General features: G+C 76.5%; 11 protein-coding genes. 7 read left to right on the top strand and 4 right to left on the bottom strand.

All coding sequences use genetic code 11. The annotated features are described in order from the left end of the window. Positions 1-3 precede the first annotated feature (3 nt). The 4 genes from ACIF6F_RS33755 to ACIF6F_RS33740 all read right to left on the bottom strand — a co-directional run bounded on the left by ACIF6F_RS33755 (position 4) and on the right by ACIF6F_RS33740 (position 6,449). Positions 4-2,499, bottom strand: coding sequence for a bifunctional polysaccharide deacetylase/glycosyltransferase family 2 protein (locus tag ACIF6F_RS33755; RefSeq protein ID WP_399956078.1), 2,496 nt, complete (start codon positions 2,497-2,499; stop codon positions 4-6). A 53-nt stretch (positions 2,500-2,552) separates the two neighbouring features. Beyond that, the gene (locus tag ACIF6F_RS33750) at positions 2,553-3,128 is read right to left on the bottom strand and encodes a hypothetical protein (RefSeq protein ID WP_399956075.1); all 576 of its coding nucleotides are present in this window, start codon (positions 3,126-3,128) and stop codon (positions 2,553-2,555) included. Between the two features lie 496 nt (positions 3,129-3,624). Further along, complete coding sequence (locus tag ACIF6F_RS33745; protein ID WP_399956072.1) at positions 3,625-5,016, bottom strand: Mucin-2; 1,392 nt, start codon at positions 5,014-5,016, stop codon at positions 3,625-3,627. Between the two features lie 419 nt (positions 5,017-5,435). Beyond that, the gene (locus tag ACIF6F_RS33740) at positions 5,436-6,449 is read right to left on the bottom strand and encodes a hypothetical protein (protein ID WP_399956069.1); all 1,014 of its coding nucleotides are present in this window, start codon (positions 6,447-6,449) and stop codon (positions 5,436-5,438) included. 1,210 nt (positions 6,450-7,659) lie between these two features. Here ACIF6F_RS33740 and ACIF6F_RS33735 point away from each other — a divergent pair. The 7 genes from ACIF6F_RS33735 (at position 7,660) to ACIF6F_RS33705 (ending at position 23,771) form a co-directional block, all read left to right on the top strand. Beyond that, positions 7,660-8,526, top strand: a complete 867-nt coding sequence (locus ACIF6F_RS33735) for a DUF4132 domain-containing protein (protein WP_399956066.1) — start codon at positions 7,660-7,662, stop codon at positions 8,524-8,526. Then, the gene (locus ACIF6F_RS33730; protein WP_399956063.1) at positions 8,523-13,676 is read left to right on the top strand and encodes a DNA-binding protein; all 5,154 of its coding nucleotides are present in this window, start codon (positions 8,523-8,525) and stop codon (positions 13,674-13,676) included. The genes ACIF6F_RS33735 and ACIF6F_RS33730 overlap by 4 nt, the downstream gene beginning before the upstream one ends. 249 nt (positions 13,677-13,925) lie before the next feature. Further along, complete coding sequence (locus ACIF6F_RS33725; protein WP_399956060.1) at positions 13,926-15,143, top strand: AAA family ATPase; 1,218 nt, start codon at positions 13,926-13,928, stop codon at positions 15,141-15,143. Beyond that, a complete protein-coding gene (locus tag ACIF6F_RS33720) occupies positions 15,140-19,366 on the top strand; it encodes a DUF5682 family protein (RefSeq protein ID WP_399956058.1) in 4,227 nt (1,408 codons plus the stop codon). The genes ACIF6F_RS33725 and ACIF6F_RS33720 overlap by 4 nt, the downstream gene beginning before the upstream one ends. A gap of 698 nt (positions 19,367-20,064) precedes the next feature. Beyond that, positions 20,065-21,534, top strand: coding sequence for a hypothetical protein (locus ACIF6F_RS33715; RefSeq protein WP_399956056.1), 1,470 nt, complete (start codon positions 20,065-20,067; stop codon positions 21,532-21,534). Between the two features lie 485 nt (positions 21,535-22,019). Next, positions 22,020-22,760 carry an HAD family hydrolase gene (locus ACIF6F_RS33710; RefSeq protein ID WP_399956053.1) on the top strand — a complete coding sequence of 247 codons (741 nt, stop codon included), beginning with the start codon at positions 22,020-22,022 and terminating at the stop codon, positions 22,758-22,760. A gap of 120 nt (positions 22,761-22,880) precedes the next feature. Further along, entirely contained in the window at positions 22,881-23,771 is an 891-nt protein-coding gene (locus ACIF6F_RS33705) for a calcium-binding protein (RefSeq protein WP_399956050.1), read from the top strand. Positions 23,772-23,877: the final 106 nt, after the last annotated feature.

The raw sequence follows: 23,877 nt of genomic DNA, 5'->3' as shown, positions 1-23,877 counted from the left end.
GCCTCACCCGTGCTCGTCCCACCGGTTCCGGCCGCCTTCCGAGGGCCGGATCTGGCTCTGCGGCGCCGCCGGGTACGGCGCCTCCCGCGGCCGGTACGCCGGTGCGGGCCCGGGGTCGTACCCGAACCGCGGCGCCGCCTGCCGGCCGTACGCCTCGTCGAACCCGGGCTCGTGGGCGCCCTGGCCCTCGTACCCCTGCGCGTAACCGGCCGCCGGCGCGGCCTCGTACTCCGGCCCGTACCCGGTCGCCGGGGCGTCGTGGCCCTGTCCGTACCCGCTGGCCGGAGTGTCGTACGCCGGCACCGGCGCCGGGGTGGCCGCCTCCGCCGCCACCGCCACCGGCACCGCCACCGGCACCGGCACCGGCACCGGCACCGGCACCGAGAGGCTCCCGTACCGCTCCATCCGCTGCCACCGCAGCCGGGAGCCGGCGATCGCGGTGAACACCGACTGGATCACGACCAGGTACATCAGCTGGCGGTAGACGAACTGCTGGAGCGGCAGGCTCCACAGCGGGCCCGGCCGCTCGCCGTCCAGCCGGAACGCGTACAGCCCCATCAGCACCTGGAGCAGCAGGAACGCCGTCCACAGCCCCACGATGCGCACCGGGTCGAGGAAGACCAGCCCGTACACCGCGAAGACGTCCACGACCGGCGCGAGCAGCGGCAGCAGCACCTGGAACATCAGCAGGTACACCAGCCCGCGCCGCCCCAGCTTGCCCGCCTGCCCGCGCTGCACCAGCGCGCCGCGGTGCTTCCACATGGCCTGCAGGGTGCCGTAGCACCAGCGGTAGCGCTGCTTCCACAGCGCCCCGAGCGAGGCCGGCGCCTCCGTCCAGGCCTTGGCCCGCTCCTCGTACACGACCCGCCAGCCGTCCCGGCACAGCGCCATCGTGAGGTCGGTGTCCTCGGCCAGCGTGATCTCGCTGACCCCGCCCACCGCCAGCAGCGCGTCGCGCCGGAAGGCGCCCACGGCACCCGGCACGGTGGGCATGCACTCGGCCAGGTCGAACAGACGACGGTCGAGGTTGAAGCCCACCACGTACTCGATGTGCTGCCAGCGCCCCAGCAGACCGCCCCGGTTGACCACCTTGGCGTTGCCCGACACGGCACCCACCCGGGGGTCGGCGAAGGGCTGGACGATCATCCGCACCGCGTCGGGCTCGAACACGGTGTCGCCGTCGACCATCACCAGCAGGTCGCAGGAGGCGGCGGCGATGCCGGTGTTGAGGGCGGCCGGCTTGCCGGCGTTCTCCTGCCGGATGACGCGGACGCCGGGCAGTCGCAGCGCCTCGACGATGTCGGCCGTGCCGTCACTCGACCCGTCGTCGACCACGATGACCTCGACCGGGTGGTCGGAGGCCAGCAGAGAGCGGACGGCGGCCTCGATCCCCGCGCTCTCGTTGTACGCCGGGACGATCACGCTCACCGGTTCGGTGACCGGCGGACCCCAGGGCTTCCGGCGCATCCGCACGTGCCGCCGCGCGGCCACGAACACGGCGACCGCGCGGAGCGCGCTGATCGCACCGGCCGCCCACAGCAGCCAGGACAGCCCGTCCAGCACCCAGTCACTGGTGCGGAGCGCGGCGATCAGGGCGGAGCCCTGCCACGCGTGCGCGGTCGTGGCGGGCTGTTCCGTCCGGGGCAGGGACACGGCCTCGCCGACCGTGGTGAACCGCCACCCGGCCTTCTTCAGCCGGGGCACCAGCAGGTCGAGCGCGGCGACGGTCTGCGCCCGGTCCCCGCCCGCGTCGTGCAGCAGCACGATCTGCCCGGACCGGCCCGCCGGAGTCGAGTTCGCGACGATCCGGTCCACGCCCGGGCGCCGCCAGTCCTGGCTGTCGCGCGTGGTCAGCACCGTGAGGTAGCCCTCGCGCCCGGCCTGCGCGACGGCGTCCCAGTCGGCATCGGTGAGCGCCCGGTTCGTGGACGAGTACGGCGGCCGCAGCAGCGGCGTGGTGACCCCGGTGGCGCCGGCGACCACCAGCTGGCTCTGGCGCAGCTCGAACGTGCGCCGCCAGGGCGAGGCCGAGCCGAGGTCGGTGTGCGTGAAGCTGTGCAGGCCGATCTGGTGCCCCTCGGCGACGATCCGGCGGGCCAGCCCGGGGTTCTCGGCGACCCGGGTGCCGACGGTGAAGAAGGTGGCGTGCACCCCGTGGCGCCGCAGCACGTCGAGGACCTTCGGCGTCCAGACCGGGTCCGGGCCGTCGTCGAAGGTCAGGGAGACCGTGCGGGCCGCCGGGGCGGTGGTGCGGGCGGAGGACCCTTCGATCACCGGCCCGCCGGAGCCGACGGCGGCGGGCACGGAGGTGGCGGTCGCGGGCTCGCGGGGGGTCGCGTCGGGGGTGCGGTCGAAGAGGTGCTGGGTGTAGCCCTGGAGGAGCAGCGCCGCCGAGAGGGTCAGCACGAGGGTGGTCAGCAGCACCCAGTGCGTGCGCACGGGGACGTCGCGGACGGTGGTGTGCCGGCCGCGGGCCCGGCGACGGGAGGCGGTGGCCAAGGGGGAGTGCTTCCTGTTCTTGCCTGCTGCGGGGGAGGGGGAGCGGCGGGGGACTACGGCTTCGAGGTCGGCTTGCCGCCGCCCTGGCCGGGCGGGGTGGTGGCCCGGCCGCGCCCCTGGCCGGGCGGGGTCGGCTTGGCCGTGGGGCCGCCGGTGGCCCTGGTCGGCGCGGGCGCTGTCGTGGGCGCCGACGTGGGTGCCGGGCCACCGGTGCCGGCCGTGGCGCCCGGCCCGGGGGAGGGGACCGTCCCGCGGGTGTCGGCCGGGGTGGTGCGCGGGTCGTGGCCCGTCGGGTCCGCGCCGGTGGGAGCGGGGCTGCCGGCGCCGCCCGTCGGGTCGGCCGGCTCGGCGCTGCGCGGTGCCTGGGCGGAGGGCAGGAAAGGTGCCTCGATCGTGGGGCCGCCCAGGAGGGTGCTGACGAGCAGGGCGACGTACGCCAGTGCCGGCACCACCAGCAGGTAGCCCCACCGGCGCACCCGCCGCTGCCGGCGGCCCGAACTGTCCACGAAGACCGGACCGGCCTCGGGTATGCCCGCCGACGCCGGGTCGGGCACCGCCTCGTGCGCGCCCGCGTCGCCGAGGAGGAGTTCCATGGTGTCGTCGTCCTGGATGCCGGGGGGTCGGTGCATGCGGGGATGGCCTCTGGGAGTCGGGTGTGCGGGCGGGTCGTCTCATGCCCTACAGCGTTGGCGGGCCCCCAGGTGTCACTCCCGCCCCCGCGGGCGACGGGGGCACCGTGGCCGTGCCGATCCCGGGTCGCGCGACTCGGCCGGACATGTCCGAAAAGCGCCTGGAGCGCGCGTGCCGGATGCCGCCGCCCGCCTGCCGGCCCTCTCCGTGACGCGGACCAGGCCGCCCCGTACGCGAGCGTTGCCCGGTCGTGGCCGCGCCGAGGACGCGGACCACGCCGCCGCCCGCCGCGAGCCTCGCCGTCCTGCACGGTCCCCGCGCCCGGCTGCCGGCGGACGGCCGGGAAAGCCGAGGGCGTGGGGGGCGTACGGATGCGGGTACCCGGTCGGGGACGGGACCCGCATGGGGCCGTCCGGTGCGGACGCCGGCGGACGTGCCCGCCTGCGGGCCCGGCCGACGGCGTCCCTCCGCGGCCCGCAGGCGGCGGAGACCCTGTCAGTCGGGGACGCCGGCCCGGTCGAGGACGGCGGTCATCTCGTCCTCCGGGAGTGCGGGGTTGGCGCCCGCGCTGGAGGCCAGTTCGGGGACGTGCAGCACCTCGCGGAGCCGGGGCAGCGGGAGGCGCGGGTCCTCGGCCGCCGCCTGACGCGTCCAGACCGCCGGATCGTGGCTGAGGCGTTCGATCAGCTCGGGGGTGGCCGCGGGGTCACGGACGGCCAGCCGGCGGCGGTTCCCGTCCGGGTGGTCCGCGTACCGGGCGGCGAGGCCCTCGCGGGGGAAGCGCGGGTGAGTCTCGGCCATCCAGGCGGAGAACGTCCCGCCCAGTCGGGCGAACACCCGCATCAGGACTTCCTCCGGGGTGTCGGGGTGGTGGATGCCCAGGAGGTCCTCCACCAGGGGGTCCCCGCTGCGGGCCAGCACGTCCAGGAGGTCGGGCGGCAGGTGGGGGCTCTGGGCGGCGGTGCGGCGGAGCAGCGGGTGGGCGGAGGTCGCGGCGCGACGCAGCACGTCGGGATCGGCGAGCCCGTCTCGGACCCACCCCACGTCCCCCCGGTCGAAGTCCCCCACGGTGAACTCGATCGACATCCGCCGGGCCTCGCCCAGTTCGGGCCGGACGGAGACCGCGAGCCGGACCTGTTCGTCCGGGTCCACGGCCAGCAGTTCCACGAGGTCGGCGGGCAGGGACGGGTTCCCGGCCAGCGCCGCCGGGTGCGCCCGCTCGGCAACGCACCGTTCGGCGTCGGCGCGGTGGAGGAGTCCACGGCGCAGCGCCTCCTCGGCGGCCTCCGGATCGCCGAGGAGCTGGGCCGTGACGCGTGCGTCGCTCCGGCACTCCCGCAGCGCGGCGGCCCGCCGCACCCCGGGGTCGGGGTCGGCCGCCAGCGCGGACCGCTCGCCCGCCGTCAGCAACTCCCACGCGCCCACCGCGCGGAGGCGCGCCGCGGGATCGTGGTGGGCGGTCAGCGAGGCCGTGAACGCGGGCGTCAGCCAAGGGGAGTCCAGCAGGGCGGCCCGTACGGACGGCTCGGGGTCCCGGAGCAGCCGGGCGTACACGTCGTCCGGCAGCGGCAGCACCGTCGAACGCGGCACCCGCCGCTCGGGCCCGTACGCGAGAGCGGCCCGCACCACGGGGGAGGGGTCGTCCACGAGCCGCGCCCGCTGGTCGGGCCCGGCCCCGGTGCTCGTCGCGAACTCGACCCGGATCGCGGGATTGGGATGGCCCAGGAGGAGAAGGACGGCCTCCTCCGGGAGCCGGGGGCGCCGGAGCGCGTGCCCGAGGGCGAGGCCGTCGTGGCCGTCCAGCGACAGCAAGCGCAGCAGCAGCGCCGTCGGGAGCGCCGGATTCCAGGCGAGCCCGCTCAGCGCGGACGCATGAAACGCGGCCATGCGGTGTCTCCCCCGTGTGGTCCGGTGCCGGTCGCAGCCCATGATGCCGGGTCCGCCCGGCGTGGCCGGGGCCTGGACGCCCTCGCCGGGGAGCTCCGGTCGATTGCGGAGACGGACGACGACGGCCACCGGCACATCGAGCACTTCCCGGATCACCGCTACCTTGCCGCCGGGTCACTGCCCATGGTCGTGAACAGTCCTCATGGAGGCATGCCGGCCCGGTGAAGGGCCCGACGTCCCCCCTCGGCCGTCGTCGGCGCCCTCGCGCCTACGGTGTCGCGGCGCGGTCGCAGAGCGGGCGGTGAGCCTGGTCGGGGTCCGGCCTTGAGTGCCTGGTTCGGGGCGCTGCACAGGCCCGCCCCCGTGCCCACCGCGGGGGCGGAGGGCACGGGGGCGGGCGGAGGCGCGGTGGGCGGGGCTCAGCAGGTCCGGCCTGAGCCGGTGCGCCTGGCGGTCGGGTACAGGACCGCCGCGGCCAGTACGGCCGCGAGGCCCGCGGCCAGCACCGCCAGGGCGTCGGCCATGGGGACGGAGTCGCCCCAGGCCCCGGCGAGCGGCTCGAAGCCGGTCACCCTGCCCAGTACGTGCAGGCCGACGGCCGACACGGCGGCCAGGGCCGCTGCCCACCACGCGGCCGCCGTGTCCCGGAGGACCAGTACCACGGCACAGCCGAGGCACAGCGCTGCGACCGCCGCCGGCAGGAGCCGCCCGGAACCCGCCGACAGCAACGGCACGGGATCCGCGGGCAGGTGCAGCCCGGCGACCACGAGCAGCGCCAGGGCCACGGGCCAGCGCAGGACCAGCCGCAGCGCGGCGGACCTGCGGACCCGGGACCCCGCGTCCTCACCGGGAGCCTCGTCGTCGTCCCCGTGCCCGCTCGCGCCGCCGATGCGTACGGGAACGTGTCCGGGGTTCCGGGCGGCGGCAGTTCGGACGGGAGCCCGGCCCGTACCGCCCCTGGCCGCGTCACCGGTGGAACCGGCGCCGCCGTCCGCATCCCGTTCCGGGGGACCGGGATCGGGGACCGGGGGCGGTGCGGTGGTCCCGCGTACCGCGGGATCCTGGCCGGCGAGGACGCCCACCAGCTGGGCGACGTCCTCGACGGGCCGGGTGAGCGCGACCGCGCGCAGCGCGATCTCGGCCTCGGCTCCCTCCCGCGGGGGCTTCGCCAGCAGGTCGATCAGCTCGCCCACCTCGTGGACGGGGCGCGAGACGGCCGCGGTGCGGAGGGCCTCCGCCACGAGTTCGGGATAGCGCCCGCCCTGGTTGAGCAGGTCGAGAAGGGTGGCGACCTGGTCCAGCGGTCGGCCCGCGGCCGCCGTGTTCACCAGGGAGTGCAGCGGGTCCGCACTCACCTCGCCCGTGGCAGTGGGGTCGTCGGGAAGCCCGCGGCGGTCTGCCGGTGGTGCCGCGGGCGCGATTGTCTTGTTCATCGGAACTCCGTTCGCCGACGCGCGGGGTTTGCTCGACGCGCGTCGGTCGCTGTGCGCCATTGGATGCGCACGCAATGTCATTAGGTGCCATGTCCGCGTCGTACGCCATTCGGGCCAGGCAAACGGGGGGTGTGCGATGCCTTGCGGAGGCCTCGCGGGGGAGGTGCCCCGCGCCGCCTCCCGGCCGCGAACGCGACTTCCCCGCCACGTCGGTCGCCACGTCGGTCGCCACGTCGCGAGGCCGCACCGAGGCCGTGTCTTGCGGATCAGGGCGGATCGGCCCGGGCCCGAGGCGCGGTGCCAGACGCCGCGGGCCCGGGCTGATCCGAAAGACACGACCTGGCCCGCGCGAGTGCCGACGCGCGTTACGGCCCGTCGGCTGCGGGGGCATGCCCGAGGGCGACATCGCGCGTACGGCCGCACCGGCCGCGCGCGCCCGCCTGTCGCCAGGGCCGGAGCGCCACGGCGCCCGGGCGTGGGCCACGGCGCCCGGGACATCCCGCCGGCCGCGGCGTGCGCTGCCCGCGCTCTCCGCCTCGACCCGGCCCGCCAATTCGCCGGATCGCCGGCTCGCCGGTTGAGGGGCGTCCCCCGCTCGTCTGCGCCGAGAGCCCCGCTCAACCGCACGGCGCGTCGGCGGGTGACCCGCGAGCGCGCGGCTGCGCGTCATCGGCCGGGGCCGGTACCGACCACCCGGCGGGATGCAGTCCGTCCGCCCCCGTGCGCCTGCCCCGTGCGCTGCCATCGTGTTGCGCCTGCCTCCGGCCCCGCGGGACCCTCTGCCCCGCGCCGCTGCCTGCCCGCCGGCGGCCCGTGTACGGGGCAGGGGCCTGGCAGGGCCCCGCTGCCCGCCCGTCCTCCCGGCCCCTGCCGGCCTTCGGGGCGGCGATGCCCCGCTTCCCCGCGTCGCCCTGTCCCCCCGGGGCGTTCCGACGGAACCGCGCCGTGCGTCCGGCGCGTCCCGCTCTCCGTGCAGCGGTCCCGGATCCTCCGGTCGGTCGGCTCCCGCCCTCCCACCAGCCGGTTCGGCCTCACGCACGGTAACCCCGCGCTCCCCGCCGGTCGATGAGACCCCGCCAGGTGACGGGCCGCCATCGGCGTTGTCAGTGGCCCCCGCTACTGTCCCGCTCATACCGCAGCTCAGGGGGAGTTGGACCCCCTGGTTCCGGCTGCGCTGGAATCGGCAGGACTTACCGAGGGGGCACGAGCGATGGGCTGGCTGGCAGCGGGCGAAGGGTATGAAATCGCCCTGGTGGAGGGCCGGGTGGCGGCACGCGCTGTGACCGGCCGGGCCGCGGGACGGCAGTTGAAGACACTCCCCAAGGCCCTGCGCGACCACCCCGAGGTGGACCGGCTGCGCCGCCTCGCGGAGTGGCTGGACCGGCACGAGGCCGCGTGCGTGGCGCAGGTGGACGGCTGGATGGTCTCCTCCCTGCCGGTGCCCACGGCACTGATCGCCCGCGTCTGGCGCGACGAGGCCTGGCAGAGCGCGCTGCGGGACATCGCCGTCGTCGGCGAGGACCCGGAGGAGGTGGGCTTCCTGCGCGAGGCCACCGAGTCCGGCGAACTCAAGGTGGTCGACCTCGACGGCGAGACGGTGCGGCTGTCCCCGGCCACGGTGACGCTCCCGCACCCGGTCCTGCTGCCCGACCTGGCCGACGTACGCGAGTTCGCCGCCGAACTCGGCATCGTGCAGCGGGTCGAGCAGATTCACCGGGCGACGTGGACCAAGCCGGCGGAGCTCGCGGCGGAGACCACGGAGGTACGGGAGTTCGCCGGCGGCGCCTACCCCTCCCGGTTCCGCCTCGCGGCCCGCGCCACCGGGCTCGGCTACCGGGTCTCCGGCGGCTACGCCACCTGCACGGTCCGCGACGCCGGGCGCAGCCTCGAGGCGGCCGTCTGGATCGGCGAGCCGTACTGGGACGGGGACTCCGCCACCGGCGCCCTGACCTGGCAGGACGACAAGGGCCGGGCCGTGCCGCTGCGGGAGGTCGGGCCGGTGGCCTGGTCGGAGGGCATGCGGATGGCCGCGGCGCTGTACGCGGGACGCCGGATCGAGGAAGGCGCGGGCGCATGAGCGGCAGTCCCTCCACCACGACCGGCACCGGCGCCGCCGCGACCGGCACCGGCACCGGCACCGGCGCCGGCGCCGCCACTGCGACCGGCACCGCCACAACCGGCACTGCCGCCACCGGCACCACGACCGCAGGCACCGCCACCCCCGTCACCCCACCCACGACGAAGAAGAGCACGGACATGACCACCACCCACGGAAGCGCCGCCGCCCCGGCCCCGCGGCCCCCGCACGAGTCCGAACTGCTGCTCAAGGCCGGTGCGGTGCTGCCGCACGGCACCCCGGGGGCCGGCCCGGAGGCCGTGGACCTCACGGCCCGCGCGTACCGCCACCCCGCCCTCGCCGACGAGCGCGTCGTCGTACGCCTCGCCCCGGCCGAACTCGGCGCCGCCGAGGACCTCGCCACCGGCTTCCTCGGCCTCGTACCCGACGGCGAGCCCGCCCTGGTCGGCCTCGGCCGCCGGCAGGCCCTCGGCTTCCCCGAGTGGGTGCTCGTCCACCACCCCGAGGACGGCCACCACGCCCTCGCCCTCGTCCCCGAGATGGAGCGCGTGGCGCGGCGCGCCAAGACCAAGCCCAAGGCCGCCCTGGAGGACTGCCAGGAGCTGGCCGGCCGGCTCGCCGCAGCCGTCCCCCACTTCCTGCCGGTCTTCTACGAGGAGGCCGCGCGCGTCTTCCTGTCCGTGGAGAACCCCACCTTCGCGGCCCAGCTCTTCACCCGCGCCCGCAAGGCCGAGGCGACCCACGGACTGGCCGTCGACCAGGACCGCCTCGACGCCGTCTTCCTGGAGTTCGCCCTCGCCGGTGCCCTGCCGGTCCGCGTTCTCACCTCCTACGCCAAGGAGCTGGAGGCGCGGGTGGCCGCCCCCGAGGCGTACGAGCGCTTCCGCCGCCTGTGCGTACGCCGCACCGCCGGCGGCATGGCGCCCTCCGCCCAGGCCGCCCCCGCGCTGCGCCGGCTGGCCCGCGCCGCCGGACTCGACCCGGCCGCGGCCGAGCAGGAGTTCCTCGCCGAGCTGCTGCCGCTGCCGGCCACCCTGCGCGCCACCACCGCCTGGTGGAAGTCCCACAAGCCCGCGCTCATCGCGCTGGGACGCCGCGAGCCGGCCGTGCGCGGCACGCTGCTGACCCTGATGCCGCCGTGCGAGGGGTACGACGACGAGATGTCCCCCCTGTGGCTGGACATCCTGGAGGAGTCCGGCGCCACCGCCGGCCTCACGTCGGCCGACGTCACTCCGGAGGAGCGCTGCGCCGACGGCGCCGCCGGCTGGCTGGAGCGCTTCGCCAAGGCCCGCCACACCCAGTGGAGCAGGCGCCCCGGCCTGCCGCTCCTGCTCGACGTCGTCAACCGCGCCGCGGACCGGCTGCGGGCCGAACTCGACGGGCCGGACCGGGAGAAGGGGCTGGATGTCGGCGTCGGCGACGTCGACCTGATCGACCTTCTGCTCTCCCTCGGCCTCCCGGTCGCCGGCCCGGGCCCGCAGGCGGTGCTGAACCTCAACGGCTGGGCCGCCACCGCCGGCCGGCGCGACCTGCTGGCCCTCGCCGCCGACGAGCGGTTCCGGCCCGCGTTCGACCAGGCCGCGTACGCCTTCGGCGACGACGACTTCAGCCGGACCGCCATCCGCCGCCTGGCCGAGTCGCCCGGCGGCCGGCCGATGCTCGCCGCCTGGGTCCGGGAGGTGGCGCGGGACTCCGCCGCCACCGGCCTGCCGCTGCTCCCCGAGAAGACGGCCCGCCTCACCTGGCTCCCCGCCGAGGCGCTCGCCCTGGCCGAACCGGAGGTCGCCGCCGCGGCCGCCACCGACCTCGGCGCGCTGTTCGCCCGCACCCTGCGCGGCGGACTCTTCGAGGAACTCACCTGGCCCGCCTGGGAGGAGGCGCTCGCCGCACTCGACCCCAAGGGCAACCGCAACGACCTGACCGTGGTCTCCGCCTGGCCCCACCTCATCGTGGCCAACGACCGCCAGGTCCGCGTCATCGGTGCCGACTCCACCCTGCTCGTCCACGACCTGCGCATCCCCGGCGACAACCGCCGCTCCACCGGCTTCCAGTACGCCGACGGCGCGCTGCTCGTCTGCTGGCGCCCCTGGTACGGCGGGGGAGAGGCACAGGGCTACTGGCACACGGCACCCGACCGGATCTTCCCGCTGGACAACGGCAAGCAGTCCTGGCGCCTCGCCCTCCAGCAGATCGGCCTCCCGCTCCCGGACGGCGGCCTCGCCACCGGCGAGGGCGTCCTGCACCGCGGCGACACCCGGCTGCCCCTGGAACGCCCGGTGATCTCCGACGGCATCACCTACTGGGCCTGGCACGGCGAGGAGCGCCCGGCAGGCTGGTACGAGTTCGACCCCGCCGACGGCAGCCGGGGCCGGCACTCCCTCCCCGGGTTCCTCGCCGACGCCCTCCAGGGCCTGCCCGAGGGCAGCACCCTGTGCCAGAACACGAGCTGGCTGCGCCCCGCCCCGCACGTCGAGGGCTCGGTCGCGGGCGCCCCCGTGGACGGCCTCCTCGGCTGGCGCGCCGTCGCACTGCCCGGCGGCGGCTGGCAGGCCGGCGACACCGCCGGACGCACCGTGACCGTGCCCGAGGACGGCGAGTACCCGGTGGCCGCCGTCACCTTCCCCGGCGACGACCGCCCCCGCGCCCTGTCCCACCACTGGCAGTCCTTCCGCCTCACCGACCCGGACGGCGTCATCACCGCCTCCGGGGGCATGCGGCCGGGCACCGGCCACGGCGGCCACGGTCCCAAACTGCCGCCCGCCGACCACTGGTTCTGCCTGCGCCCCCGGGACCACGAGGGCTCCCTCGCCCTCCGCGGCATCGGTACGGACACCGCGTCCGCCCTCTTCGCCGCCGCCGCGAAAGCGGTCCCGGCCCCGGACACGTACACCCACCAGGGCACCGGCGTCACCCGCGCGACCGCGGAACTGACCGTCCTCGTCCGCACCGCGCTGCCCCAGGTCACCGACCCGGCCCTGGTCGAGGGCGTCGTCGCCCAGCTCGGCCAGGCCCTCGACCAGCGGGCCCTCCTGGGTGGCATCGCCCGTCGCCTGGCGGCCGGCACCGACGCCGAGCCGGGCTCCCGTGTCCCGGACGGCCCGAACGACGGAGTCCTGGCCCACGCGGTCTCCGGCCTCACCGGGAACACCCGCTACGGCTGGATGAACAACGACGGCCACGGCTGGTTCGAGGCACTCCGGGCCTTCTCCGACGCCCTCACGGACACCGCGGCCGCCGCGGTGCCCGGCCGGCTCCACTGCGATGTGCCCGGCCTGCCGTACGCCGGCCTGGCCTGGACCGAGTTCCTGGAGCACCCCGCCGCGCTCGCCTACCGGGCCGTCTCCGCGACGACCACGGACGAGCACCGCGAGGCCCTGCTCGCGCTGCTGGCCGAACTCGACGGCCTGGGCCTGGCCGCCGCGGCCACCGGACGGTGGCGCCGCGTCACGGTCGAGCTCACCCAGCGCGACCTGATCAAGGAGGACGGCTCCCACCACAACGTCCACCACCGCGGCGTACTGCCGCTCGGCGAGGGCGCCTTCCTCGCCAGCACCGAGCACTGCGTCTCCGTGCCCACCGGCTTCTCGCTCGGCATGCTCCAGCACGACCCCGCGGGCCGCTTCGAGCTGCCCGCCCCGTACACCGAGCGCGGCGCGTCCCCGCTCGGCGACGCGGGCCGCGAGGCCGACTGGCTGACCCGCTTCCTCAAGGAGGCCGCCGACCGCGGCCCCGCCCCCTGGCTGCCCGAGGCCGTCGAGGAGTTCGCCCGGCTCACCGGCGTCCCCGGCGTCCTGGCCGGCCTCGTGATCGCCGGCCTGCCCGGCGTCGACGCGTACGAGCGCGGCTTCCTCACCCCCGAACAGCGGACCCTCCTCGGCGTGAAGGTGGCCGACGCGGCCGTCGCCAAGGACGACCTCGGGGCGGTCACGGGCGCGGTGCGCCGGGCCGTCCTCGGCGCCCTGCTGCCCGAGGACCCGGCCCGCCTGTGGACGCACGGACCGGACACGGCCGCGGCGGCCGAGGTGTGGAACCGCCTGGTCGGCCGCCGAGTCCCCACCCCCCAGTGGCTGGTCACGGAGGCCCACCGGAGCGTGAAGGGCGCCTGGCCGGCCCTGCGTTCCCTGCCCGCGGTGCTCTCACCCGCCACGTCCGCCGCGCTCAGCACCGACGTGGCGTGGGAGGTCAAGGGCGACCGGGTGGCCCCCCGGGAGGGCGGCGCGGACGGGGGCTTCTCCGGCGAGGTCCTCACCGGCGCCGTCGCCATGCTGGCCTGGCTGGCCCACCGCCTGCCCGCGGGCGACCCGCTGCGCGCGCAGCTGCCGCCCGCCCTGACCGCGGTCCGGGACCGCCTCACCGCCCCCGACCTGATGCTCAGCCTGGGCCGGTACGTCGGCCTGGCGGAGTTCCGCAAGGCCGCCGGCGCCCCGACCCGTACCACCGAGCACTACGAGGAGTACGGCGCGGTCGTCATGGCCACCCACGACGGGCAGCCGATGCCGGCGCTGCGCCCGAGCCTGCTGGACTCCGCCGGCGGCTGCCCGTACCTGCCGCTGCTGCGCGGCACCGACCAGCAGCCCTTCCCGGCGGAGACGGCGCTGAGGCTGGCCGGCGACCTCCGCTTCGCGGCACTGCTGGCCGACCCGGGGGCGCCTGCGGCGGGCGGCACCGCGGCGGACGGCACCTGGTGGCCGCAGGACCCGACGCGTTCGGTGCCCGGCCTCGTTGCCGAGGCGGCGGCCGAATACGGGCTCGGCGAGGACGCCGCCGCCCTGTACCTGATGCTGCTGGCGATGCCCGACCCCACCGACCGGAACACGGCCCGCTGGACGGGCTGGAAGCCGGCCCGGCTGAAGGCCGCCCGCGCCGAACTGGCCGCCACCGACCTCGTCGTGGAGGCCGCCCGTACCCGCGCCGGGCGGAACCTCTTCCTCCCGGGCGGCTGGGCCGAGCTCGCCTCGCCGGTCGTGCCGGTCGAGGAGTGGAAGGCCCCGATGTACGAGCTCCTCGCCGGCGGCAGGGCGCACCTGGGCGTCCTGATGCCGACCGAGCCGGTCGCCGACCTGTACCGCAGGACCTGGGAGCGGGTCCGCTCCGGCGACGTGCCGCGCTTCGCGGAACTGAAGGTACGGCGGCGCGCCCGGCGCCGCTGAACCGGTGCCGCCGGCCCGCCCGCCGGGCCGGCGGCACCCGCCCGCCCGCCGGGCCGGCGGCACCCGGCCGCGCACCGGGCCGGCGGCACCCGCCCGCGCACCGGGGTCAGCCCCCCGATGCGCGGCGTACCCGCCCGGTGCGCGGCGAACACCCCGGTACGCGCCAGGCCCACCCCGGTACGCACCGGGGGGTTCGCCCACCCACCTCACCGACACACCGCACCCACCGAGAACAGGACTCCGCACACCATGACCGTCACCACCCAGCCCGGCCTCCCGGACCTGCCCGAACAGTCCGCGGCCGGACGCCCCGCCCGCCGGGGGAGCGCGACGCCGCCCGCCCGTCAGGTGCTGCCCGCCGAGGAGCGGTACGCGACCGAACTCGCCTTCCTCGCCGCCCAGGACACCGGCCCCCGCCCGCCCGGCTGGGCGCTGACCCCCCGGGCCGTGGTGACCTTCGTCTGCGGCAGCGGCGGCGAGGAGCTCGCCCTGCCCCGCCGCCGCGCGGGCCTCCCCGCGAAGCTGACCATCGCGCCCAAGTTCGTGGGCGAGCGGTCCCTCGTCGAACGCTGCGTCGTGACGCTCGCCGGCGAGCGCGGCCTGCTGCTCGTCGGCGACCCCGGCACCGCCAAGTCCATGCTCTCCGAGCTGCTGTCGGCCGCCGTCTGCGGTACCAGCGCCCTCACCGTCCAGGGCACCGCGGGCACCAACGAGGACGCCTTCCGGTACGGCTGGAACTATGCCCAGCTGCTCGCCCAGGGGCCCACCCCGGACGCCCTCGTCGACTCTCCGGTGCTGACGGCCATGCGGACCGGCCGGGTGGCCCGCATCGAGGAGATCACCCGCTGCCTGCCCGAGGTGCAGGACGCGCTGGTGTCGATCCTGTCCGAGCGCCGGGTCACGGTGCCCGAACTGACCGCGACCGAGGACGCGGTGGTCAGCGCGGCCCCCGGCTTCACGGTCATCGCCACCGCCAACCTGCGCGACCGCGGTGTGTCCGAGATGTCCGCGGCCCTCAAGCGCCGGTTCAACTTCGAGACGGTGCAGCCCATCGCGGACGCAGACGCCGAGGCGGCCCTGATCCGCCGCCAGGCCGTCGCCGCCGTCGAGCGCGCCGGTGCCGGGTTCGGCGTCGACGACGCGGTACTGGACGCCCTGGTGACCGTGTTCCGCGACCTGCGGACCGGTCGCTCCGCGGAGGGCTGGGACGTGGAGCGTCCCGGCACCGTGATGTCCACCGCCGAAGCGGTCCAGGTCGCTGCCTCGCTCGGCGTCGCCGCGGCCTACCTGCCGGGCGGTGACGTCCTCGACCTGCTGCCGGGACACCTGCTGGGCGTGGTCCGCAAGGACGACCCCGCGGACCACGAGCGGATGCTCGGCTACTGGGACGGCCCGGTCCGCCGCCGGGCCGAGGACGGCTCCGCGATGTGGCGCCGCCTCTGGGACCTCCGGGGGAACCTGCGGTGACGACCTCCGGTACGACGCACGATCCCCACGCGGCCGTGGAGGCCCTGGCCGGCTCCCGGCAGCCCTTTCTGCTCGGGGTGCGGCACCACAGCCCGGCCCTGGCCGCGATGACCCCGGCCCTGCTGGACGCCTCCGGCGCCGAGGTGGTCTGCGTCGAGCTCCCCGCGGACTTCCAGGACTGGCTCCCGCACCTGGCCGCCCCCGAGACCGTCGCGCCGGTGGCCCTGGCGGGCGTGGGCACGGACGGCCGCCTGGCCTTCTACCCCTTCGCGGACTTCTCCCCGGAACTGGCCGCGATCCGCTGGGCCCGCGAGCGCGGGGCACAGGTCCTGTGCTGCGACCTGCCGCTGGCGGACGAGGGCTGGACGGCCTCCCGGCCGGACCTCCCGCTCCCTGTCCCCTCGGTCACCACCCCCGAGGGGAAGGCACCCGGCAGCCCTGCCGGGCCGATCGGGGAGGCCCCCGACCCCGACGCGGCCTCCGGCGTGGAAGCACCGAGCCTCTCCCCATCCGCGGCGGACGCGGACGGTGGCGGCGAGCCCGGATACGTGCCGGTGCCCCCTGCGGTCACCGCCGGGCGGTCCTTCGCGGATGCGCTCGCCGCGGCCGGCACCGGCCGGGAGGGCGAGGACATGTGGGACCGCGCCGTCGAGGTCCTGGCACCCGGCTGCACGCCCGAGGCCGTCCGGCGCGCCGCGCTGGGCGTCGGCTGGGCCCTGCGCCAGGACGCCGAGGCGGGCGGCGGAGTCCCCGCCACCGACCTCGCCCGCGAGGCGCACATGCGCCGCGTGATCGGCGACGCCGCCGCCTCGGGCCGCAAGGTCGCGGCCGTGATCGGCGCCTTCCACGCCCCGGCGCTCCAGATGCCGGCCACCCCCGGGGGACCCGGGATCCCTTCCCGGACGACCACGCCCGGCACCGCGAACGTCCCGGCCGGCGCGTCCGGTACCGCGAACGTCCCGGCCACGGCCTCCGGTACCGCGAACGTCCCGGCCACGGCCTCCGGTACCGCGAACGTCCCGGCCACGGCCTCCGGTACGCCTCGGGGCACCATGAGCCGGCCGGCCGCCGACACGGTCCCCGGCACCGCGCAGGGCTCCGCCGACGGTGCCGACACGCCGGCCGGCTCCGCCGGTGCCTCCGGCGAGGCCGAGGTCGCCGAGGGTCTGCCTGCTGCCGCAGGCTCGTCCGAAGCGGTGGACGGCTCCGTCAACGTGCCGGACATGCCGAACGGCCCCGCCGGCGCGCGTCCGGTGCCCGGTTCGGGTGGGGGCGAGGGGTTGGTCACCTCGCTCGTTCCGTATTCGTTCGATCTGCTCGACTCCCGGTCCGGGTATCCCGCCGGGATCCGGGATCCGCGGTGGCAGCAGGCCGTGCTGCGGGCCGGGGGCGAGCCCGGGCGGGTGGACGAGGAGGCGGCGCGGGCCGTCACCGACGTGTGCCGGGAACTGCGGGCCGCCGGACACACCGCCGGTACCGGGGAGGCCGCGGAGACGCTCCGGCTGGCCGGGGACCTCGCGCGGCTGCGCGGAATCCCGGCGCCGGGGCGCGGCGAGCTGCTGGAGGCCGTCACCTCCGTACTGGGACAGGGCGAACTGCTCGGCCGGGGTCGCGCGCTGGCCCGTGCCCTGGAGGCCGCACTCGTCGGCACCGCACGCGGGCGCCTCGCCCCCGGCACCCCCCGCTCCGGCCTCGCGCCCTCCGTGGAGCAGGAGCTGGCCGCGCTGCGGCTGCCCTGCCCCGACGACCCGGGTGCCCGCGAGGTCCGCCTGGAGCCGCTGCGCTCACCGCTCGACCACCGCCGCGAGGTCCTGCTCCAGCGCCTGCTGGTCTGCGGCGCCTCGTACGGCGAACCCCTCAAGGTCGCCGGCACGGGCGACGCGGCCGCGCTCGGCACCAAGTGGCGGCTGCGCTGGACGCCTTCCGTCCCCGCCCGCCTCGACCTGGCCGGGGTGCGCGGTGTCACCGTGGCCCAGGCCGCAGCCGGCACGCTCCGGGCGACCGCCCGCCGCGAGGCCGCCGACGGCGGGCCGACCTGCGCCCAGATCCTGACGGGACTGGCCGCGGCCGCCCGCTGCGACCTGCCCGAACTGGTCGACGCACGGCTCGCGGAGGCCGCCGCGACCCTGCCCGCGTCGGCGACCCTGCCCGAACTCCTGGAGGCCCTCGACCTGCTGGACGCCCTGCACCGCGGCCACCTGCCCGGCACCAGCGAGGCCGGCCGTGCCGAGGCCGCCAGGCTCGCGGCGGAACTCCTCGAGGCGGCCGTCCGCACCCTCCCCGGCCTCGCCGGCAGCGAGGAGCCCGCAGATGCCGCCGCGCTCGTGGCCCTGGCCGACCGGGCCGCCGCGCACCACCTCGGCCTGCGCCTGGACCAGTCCCTGGCCGGCCTCGCCGGCACCGGGGCCCCGCTGATGCAGGGCGCTGCCCTGGCCGTTCGGGCCCTGCTCCAGCTCGACCCGACGGAGGACCTGGGCGACCGGGCCGCCGGCTGGATCGACACCGCCACGGACACCTCCGGACGCCGTCGGCTCACCCGCCGGCTGACCGGCCTCCTCACCGCCGCCGGGCCCCTGCTCCAGGCGTCCGCCGCCGCCCTCGACCCCCTGCTGGACCGCATCGAGAGCCTGGACGACCAGGGGTTCCTGGACCGGCTGCCCGCCCTGCGCGGCGGGTTCGACGCCCTGGCGCCGGCCGCGCGCGGTCGGCTCCTCGACACCGTCACCGGACGGCTCGGCGACCGCATCGACCTCACCCTGGAGGCCGCGCCCGCGCTGCTCGCCCTGTGGGCGGCGGCCGACGCGGCCGGCGCCGCGGCACTCAAGGCCTTGCCTGTGCCGCAGGATCCGGGCAGTGGGGTACCGGTACCGGGTGCTGAGGGTGCTGAGGGTGCTGAGGGTGCTGAGGGTGCACCGGGTGCGGGCGGTGCCAGTTTGGTTTCTGGTGCGGGTGATGCCGGTTTGGTTGCCGGTGCGGGCGGTGCGGGTTTGGTTGCCGGTGCGGGCGAGCCGGAGTTGGTCCCGGTACCCGCCGGGGTCGGTGTGGCCGGGGCCGAGGTGCCCGCCGGGGCCACCGGACCTCGGCGGTCCGAGCCGCACCGCATCGCCACCGCCGACCGGTGGCGGCTGCTGCTCGGACGGGAGCACGACCGTCTTCCCGACGGTGCCCGTCGCCACGCCCGTGCCCTCGACGAGCTGTACGGCACGGGCCGTGGCGAAGGCGCCGCCGATCTGGACCGGGGCGGCGTGCCGGGTGCCGGCGGCGGCCAGGAGGCGTCGTTCCCCACCGCCCGCGAATGGGCGGGTGAACTGGAGGCCCTGTTCGGTGCCGACATCCGCGAGGAGGTGCTCGCCGCGGCGGCCGACGCGGGCCGCACCGACGTGCTGACGCAGCTCGACCCGGCCTCCGTACGCCCCTCCGTCGAGCTGCTCACCTCGGTTCTGTCTCTGGCCGGCGGCCTGCCGGAGCACCAACTGGCCCGGCTGCGCCCGCTGGTGAAGCGACTGGTCGAGGAACTCACCCGCGAGCTGGCCACCCGTACCCGGCCGGCCCTCTCCGGGCTGACCACCCCGCGCCCGACCCGCCGTCCCGGCGGCCGCCTCGACCTCGCCCGCACCCTGCGCGCCAACCTCGCGCACGCCCGGCGGGCGGAGGACGGCCGGGTGAGCATCGTGCCCGAACGCCCGGTCTTCAGCACCCGGGTGCGCAAGGAGGCCGACTGGCGGCTGATCCTGGTGGTCGACGTGTCCGGTTCCATGGAGGCGTCCGTGGTCTGGTCCGCGCTGACCGCCGCCGTGCTGGCCGGAGTGCCCGCGCTGTCCACCCACTTCCTCGCGTTCTCCACCGACGTCGTGGACCTCACCGACCGGGTGGACGACCCGCTGTCCCTGCTGCTGGAAGTGTCCGTCGGCGGTGGCACGCACATCGCGGCCGGCCTCGCGCACGCCCGTTCGCTGATCACCGTCCCGAGCCGCACCCTCGTCGTCGTGGTCAGCGACTTCGAGGAGGGCCTGCCCGTCGGCGGCCTGCTGGGCGAGGTACGGGCCCTGGCCGCGTCGGGCGCCCACCTGCTCGGCTGCGCGGCCCTCGACGACGCGGGCACCCCCCGCTACTCGGTGCCCGTGGCCCGTCAGCTCGTCGCCGCCGGCATGCCGGTGGCCGCACTCAGTCCGCTCGCCCTCGCCCGCTGGGTGGGCGACCGCCTCCGTGGAGATGCCCGTTGAACCCCGAACCGCCCGCTGTCTTTTCGCCGGTGGAGCCGACCGTCCTTCCGGAAGTGGTGTCTGCCGGTCTTCCGGCTGGGGCTTCTGCCGGCCTTCCGGCTGGGGCGTCCGCCGGTTTTCCGGCTGGGGCGTCCGTCGGCCTTCCGCCGGTGGCTCCCGTCGTGCTGGCCGAGGCCGTCGAGGGCCTCACCGCCCGGTTGCGGAAGAAGCTGGACGCTGCCATCGCCGAGTGCGCCGGGGCCGCGGTGGCCGGTCCGGACGGTACGGTCACGGTCTGCTTCGGCGAGGACACCGTGGTCACCCTTCGACCTGGCGACGCCGGGGTGATCGCCACCGCCGGGCAGGCGGTGTGCGGTTGCCTGCTCGCGCCGCGCTGTCTGCACCGTACTGCCGTGCTCGGTGCCGCCCCGATCGCGGATGATGTTGATGATGCGGGGCTTGAGGCCGGGGCCGGGGCCGGGGCCGGGGCCGGGTCCGAGTCCGGGTCCGAGGCGGGGGAAGGGGGCGAGTCCGAGGGAGGGGCAGGGGTCGGGGCCGGGTCCGGGGCAGGCGTAGGGGTACGGGCAGGGACCGAGGCCTGCGTTGAGGCGGCGGCGGGAGTTCCGTCGGCCCGCGTGCCGGGCCGGGGAGAGGCCCCGACGGCCGGGTCGGTTACGTCCCGGCCATCGGTACCCGGTGACCCCGGCCCCGCGGATCAGGTGCCGGGGGCCCCCGAGCCCCTCACCGACGGCCAGGTCACCGCCGCCGGAGCCCTCTGGGAGGCGGCCGCCACCGCGCTGGCCGCCGGCGTCCCGGCCTCCGGGGCCGTGGTCCAGGCGGAACTGCTCCGTGCCGCGCACAGCGCACGGGTCGCGGGACTGCCCCGTGCCGAGGCGGCCGCTCTGCGCCTGGTACGCGGCCTGCGCGCCGCCCGCGACGGCGGCGCCACACAGCCGCTGGCCGCCCTCACCGCCGCCTACCGCGAACTCCTGCTGGTCAGTGCTGTGCTGGCTGCCGGCACCCCCGACCCCGCACTCGTCGGCACCGGACGGCGCGCGTACCGGCCGGGCGGCAGTGTGCGCGTACACGGCCTGTGCCGCGAACCCGTGCTGTCCGCCACGGGGTACGGCGGCGTGGTCACCCACCTGCTCACGCCCGACGGTGCCCGTCTGTCCGTCTCCGACGTGAAGCCGGGCGGCCTCGCCCGTGCCAGGGGCGCGGGCTCCGCGTCCGTGGCCATCGGAGGCGCGGTGCTCGACCACGCCGGACTGGCCCGCGGGGGGCTGCTGGTCGTCGGCGCCACCGTCTCCGCCGACGGCCGCCTCGGCGCCGGCCGCGGGGTCAAGGCCACTCCGCTGCCCGGCCTCGCGTGGACCGACCAGCCCATCGCCGCACTGTTCTCCCGGCCCGCCGCTGAGGTCGTCGCCGACCGGCAGGCCGTCGCCGACCGGCAGGCCGACGGGTCCGGGTACGAGGGCCGGTCGGAGCTGCTCGGCTGTGACGTGGAGGTCGTGGGGGCGTACGCCGACCACCTCCTGGTCCGCGAACTGTCGCCGGACGGCACCGTACGCGACGGCGCACCGCTGCTGCGCCTGCTGCCGGCCCACCCGCACCCCGACCTCCCGTTCGTGGCCAATCTCCGCCGCCTCGCCGGCTGCCCCGGGCTACGGATCCGGGTCCTGGGCCGCCCCGACCTCGACCGGGCCGCCACCCTGCGTCCCGTTGCCGTCGGACCGGTCCCCGGGGCGGAGCTCACCCTGCGGCTCCCCGATGCCTGGCTCGGGCGGGCCGACCTGGGCTACGACCTGCTCCAGGGCGAGCACCTCCCCGCGGGCGCGCCCGGCTCCGTGCCCCTGGCCGTCGATCCCGGGGCCGACCTGCTCGCCGACTCCCCGCTGTGGCGGGTGCGGCGGCTGCTGGAGTCCGGTGTGTCGGGCGGACGCCGTGCGGTGGCCGAGGCAGCCCGCGGCGGCGAACCGGTCAGCCGGCCCGACCTGCTCCGCCGGGCCGGTTTCGGTACGGCGGCCGAGCTCGCCGGCACCCTGGCTGCCGAGGCGGACCGCCGTACCCGGGACGCCTTCGGGCGCCTCACGGACAGCTCGGCCGACCGGTACGCGCGGGCTTGGCTTGCCTCGGCGGTTCACCTTTCGGCGGCGGAGCGGTCCTTGATTGCGGCTTCGTGGTCGTGAGGGGGTGAGTGAGGGGGAGGCGGTGACTGCTCGGGTGCTCGGGTGCTCAGGTGCTCGGGTGCTCGTCAGGTTGGCTTCAGGGGGGTGGGGAGGTCGGTGTTTGGGGTGCCGTTCTGTTCCGCTGGGCCGCCGACCCTCGCTTCGGGGGTGGGTCGTGTGGTGTGTGGGTCCCCTCGGTGCTTGACGCGTCGTGGCCTGCAGGCCTCCCTCAGCTACCGCTGGGAGGTACCCCCAGCGGCAGGCCCACCCCGGGGGCAAGGGGGCTCGCCCCTGGCCTTCGGCCACCCCAGGCCCGGGCCTGCCTCCGGACCGGCCTGCCACGACGCCTCAAGCACCTCCCCCGCACACCACACGGCCCACCAGGGCAGCCAAGGCGAGTGACGCGGAGTGTTCGTCCGGGTGCAGGGGCATGCGCCCGGCGTCGACGGGCAGGCGCAGGGTGCGTTGTCGTGCGCCGCTCATGTCCGCGAGCTGGAGTTGAGACCATGACCAGCACCACCGACCGAGGCACCGCCGGTACGAGGGGATCCGCGTCCGGTACGCCGGGCAGACCGCGAGCCGCGCTGTTCGACCTGGACGGCACCCTCGTCGACACCAACTACTTGCACACCCTGACCTGGTGGCAGGCCTTGCACCAGCACGGCCACGAGGTTCCGATGGCCGAGATCCACCGGGCCGTCGGCATGGGGGGCGACAAGCTCCTCGACCACCTTCTCGGTGCCCGGCACGACCACCGTCAGGACCAGGCGCTCGACGACGCCCATCATGCTCTGTACGCCACCTGGTTCGATGCGCTGCCCGTGCTTGAGGGGGCATCCGACCTGCTGCGCGCCGTGGCCGCCCGGGGAATGCGGATCGTCCTCGCGAGTTCTGCGTCGGCGGACGAGGTGGCGGCCATCAGGAAGGCGCTCGGCGTCGACGACGTGGTGCACGCTGCCACTTCCGCCGACGATGTGGACGCCACCAAGCCGGCTCCTGATCTGGTGGAACGGGCGTTGGAGCTGGCCGGCGCGGCGCCTGAGGAGGCTGTGTTCGTCGGTGACACGGTCTGGGACGTGAAGGCCGCGGCCCGTGCCGGCGTGCCCTGTATCGGTCTCCTCACCGGCGGTGTGTCGGATGCGGAGCTGACGGCGGCGGGGCCGGTCACCGTGTACCGGGGTCCTGGGGAACTGCTGCGGGGGCTCGATTCGAGTCCGTTCGCCGTTTCCCGAGCTGCGTCCGCTTAGGGCCGATAGGGGGCAAAAGGGCGGTATAGGTACGAATCTCGTTGAATGGGGAGGCGGTGCGTCCTAGGGTCCACAGCGATCCCGGGGCCGACCGGCGGCCCGGCGAGACCGGAGGCTGTCATGAACCGCCGCACATCCCTGACGGTGGCAACGGCCGTCGTCCTGCTGGCCCTCGCCGTGCCCGGCTCGGCTGTCGGAGCCGAGGAGAACCTCTGCTTCGGACGGGCGGCCACCCTGACGGGGTCGGGGACGATCACCGGTACCGCGGGTGACGACGTGATCATCGGATCTGCCGGTGCGGACATCGTGGACGGCGGCGCCGGAAACGACCTGATCTGCGGACTCGGCGGCGACGACAGCCTCGCCGGCGGCCTCGGCAACGACCAGGTCGACGGCGGCGAGGGCGGCGACCTGGTACGCGGCGACCTGATCTCCACCCGGACCCCGGTGGAGGGCGGCGGGAACGACATCGTCTTCGGCGGGCCGGGCAACGACCGGGTCGGCGGCGACAGCATCGCGTTCGGAGCGAGTGCCTCCGGCGGTGGGAACGACATCGTGTACGGCGGCGACGGCGACGACCACATGGTCGGCGACAGCAGGGGCGGCATCGACGCCTCCGGTGGCGGCAACGACATCCTCGACGGGGGTGCCGGGGACGACCAGATGACCGGCGACTCCTCGGCAGAGTCCCGTGCCACGGGCAGCGGGAACGACGTGCTGGTGGGCGGCCCCGGCAAGGACGACCTCATCGGGGACAGCAATTCCGGGCGCGTCGCGCACGGGCGCGACGAGCCGAACACCGGCACCCCCGCCCCGCGCCCGCCGCGCCCGGCGCCCGCTCCGGGTGCGGCCACGCCCGCCCCGGCCGCCACGCCCGGAGAGGCGGTCCCTGCCGCCGCCGAGGGCGGCAATGACGTACTCGACGGCGGTGCGGACGCCGCCGACACCTGCGACGGCAAGGACGGCGCCGACATCGCCCTCGCCTGCGAGACGGCCACCAACATCCCGTAAAGAACGTGGCGCCCATGGGCTCGGCTTCACGCGACCCTCGGATGACTCCGGTGCGTCCGCCGGGTGGATCCGCACCGCCGGCGGGAAGCCGGCCTGGGTGACGACC

This window comes from Streptomyces sp. NPDC086023, from assembly GCF_044540325.1.
Classification (GTDB): domain Bacteria; phylum Actinomycetota; class Actinomycetes; order Streptomycetales; family Streptomycetaceae; genus Streptomyces.
Note: the sequence above shows the minus strand (reverse complement) of the source record. Positions and strands in the feature narration are given on the sequence as shown.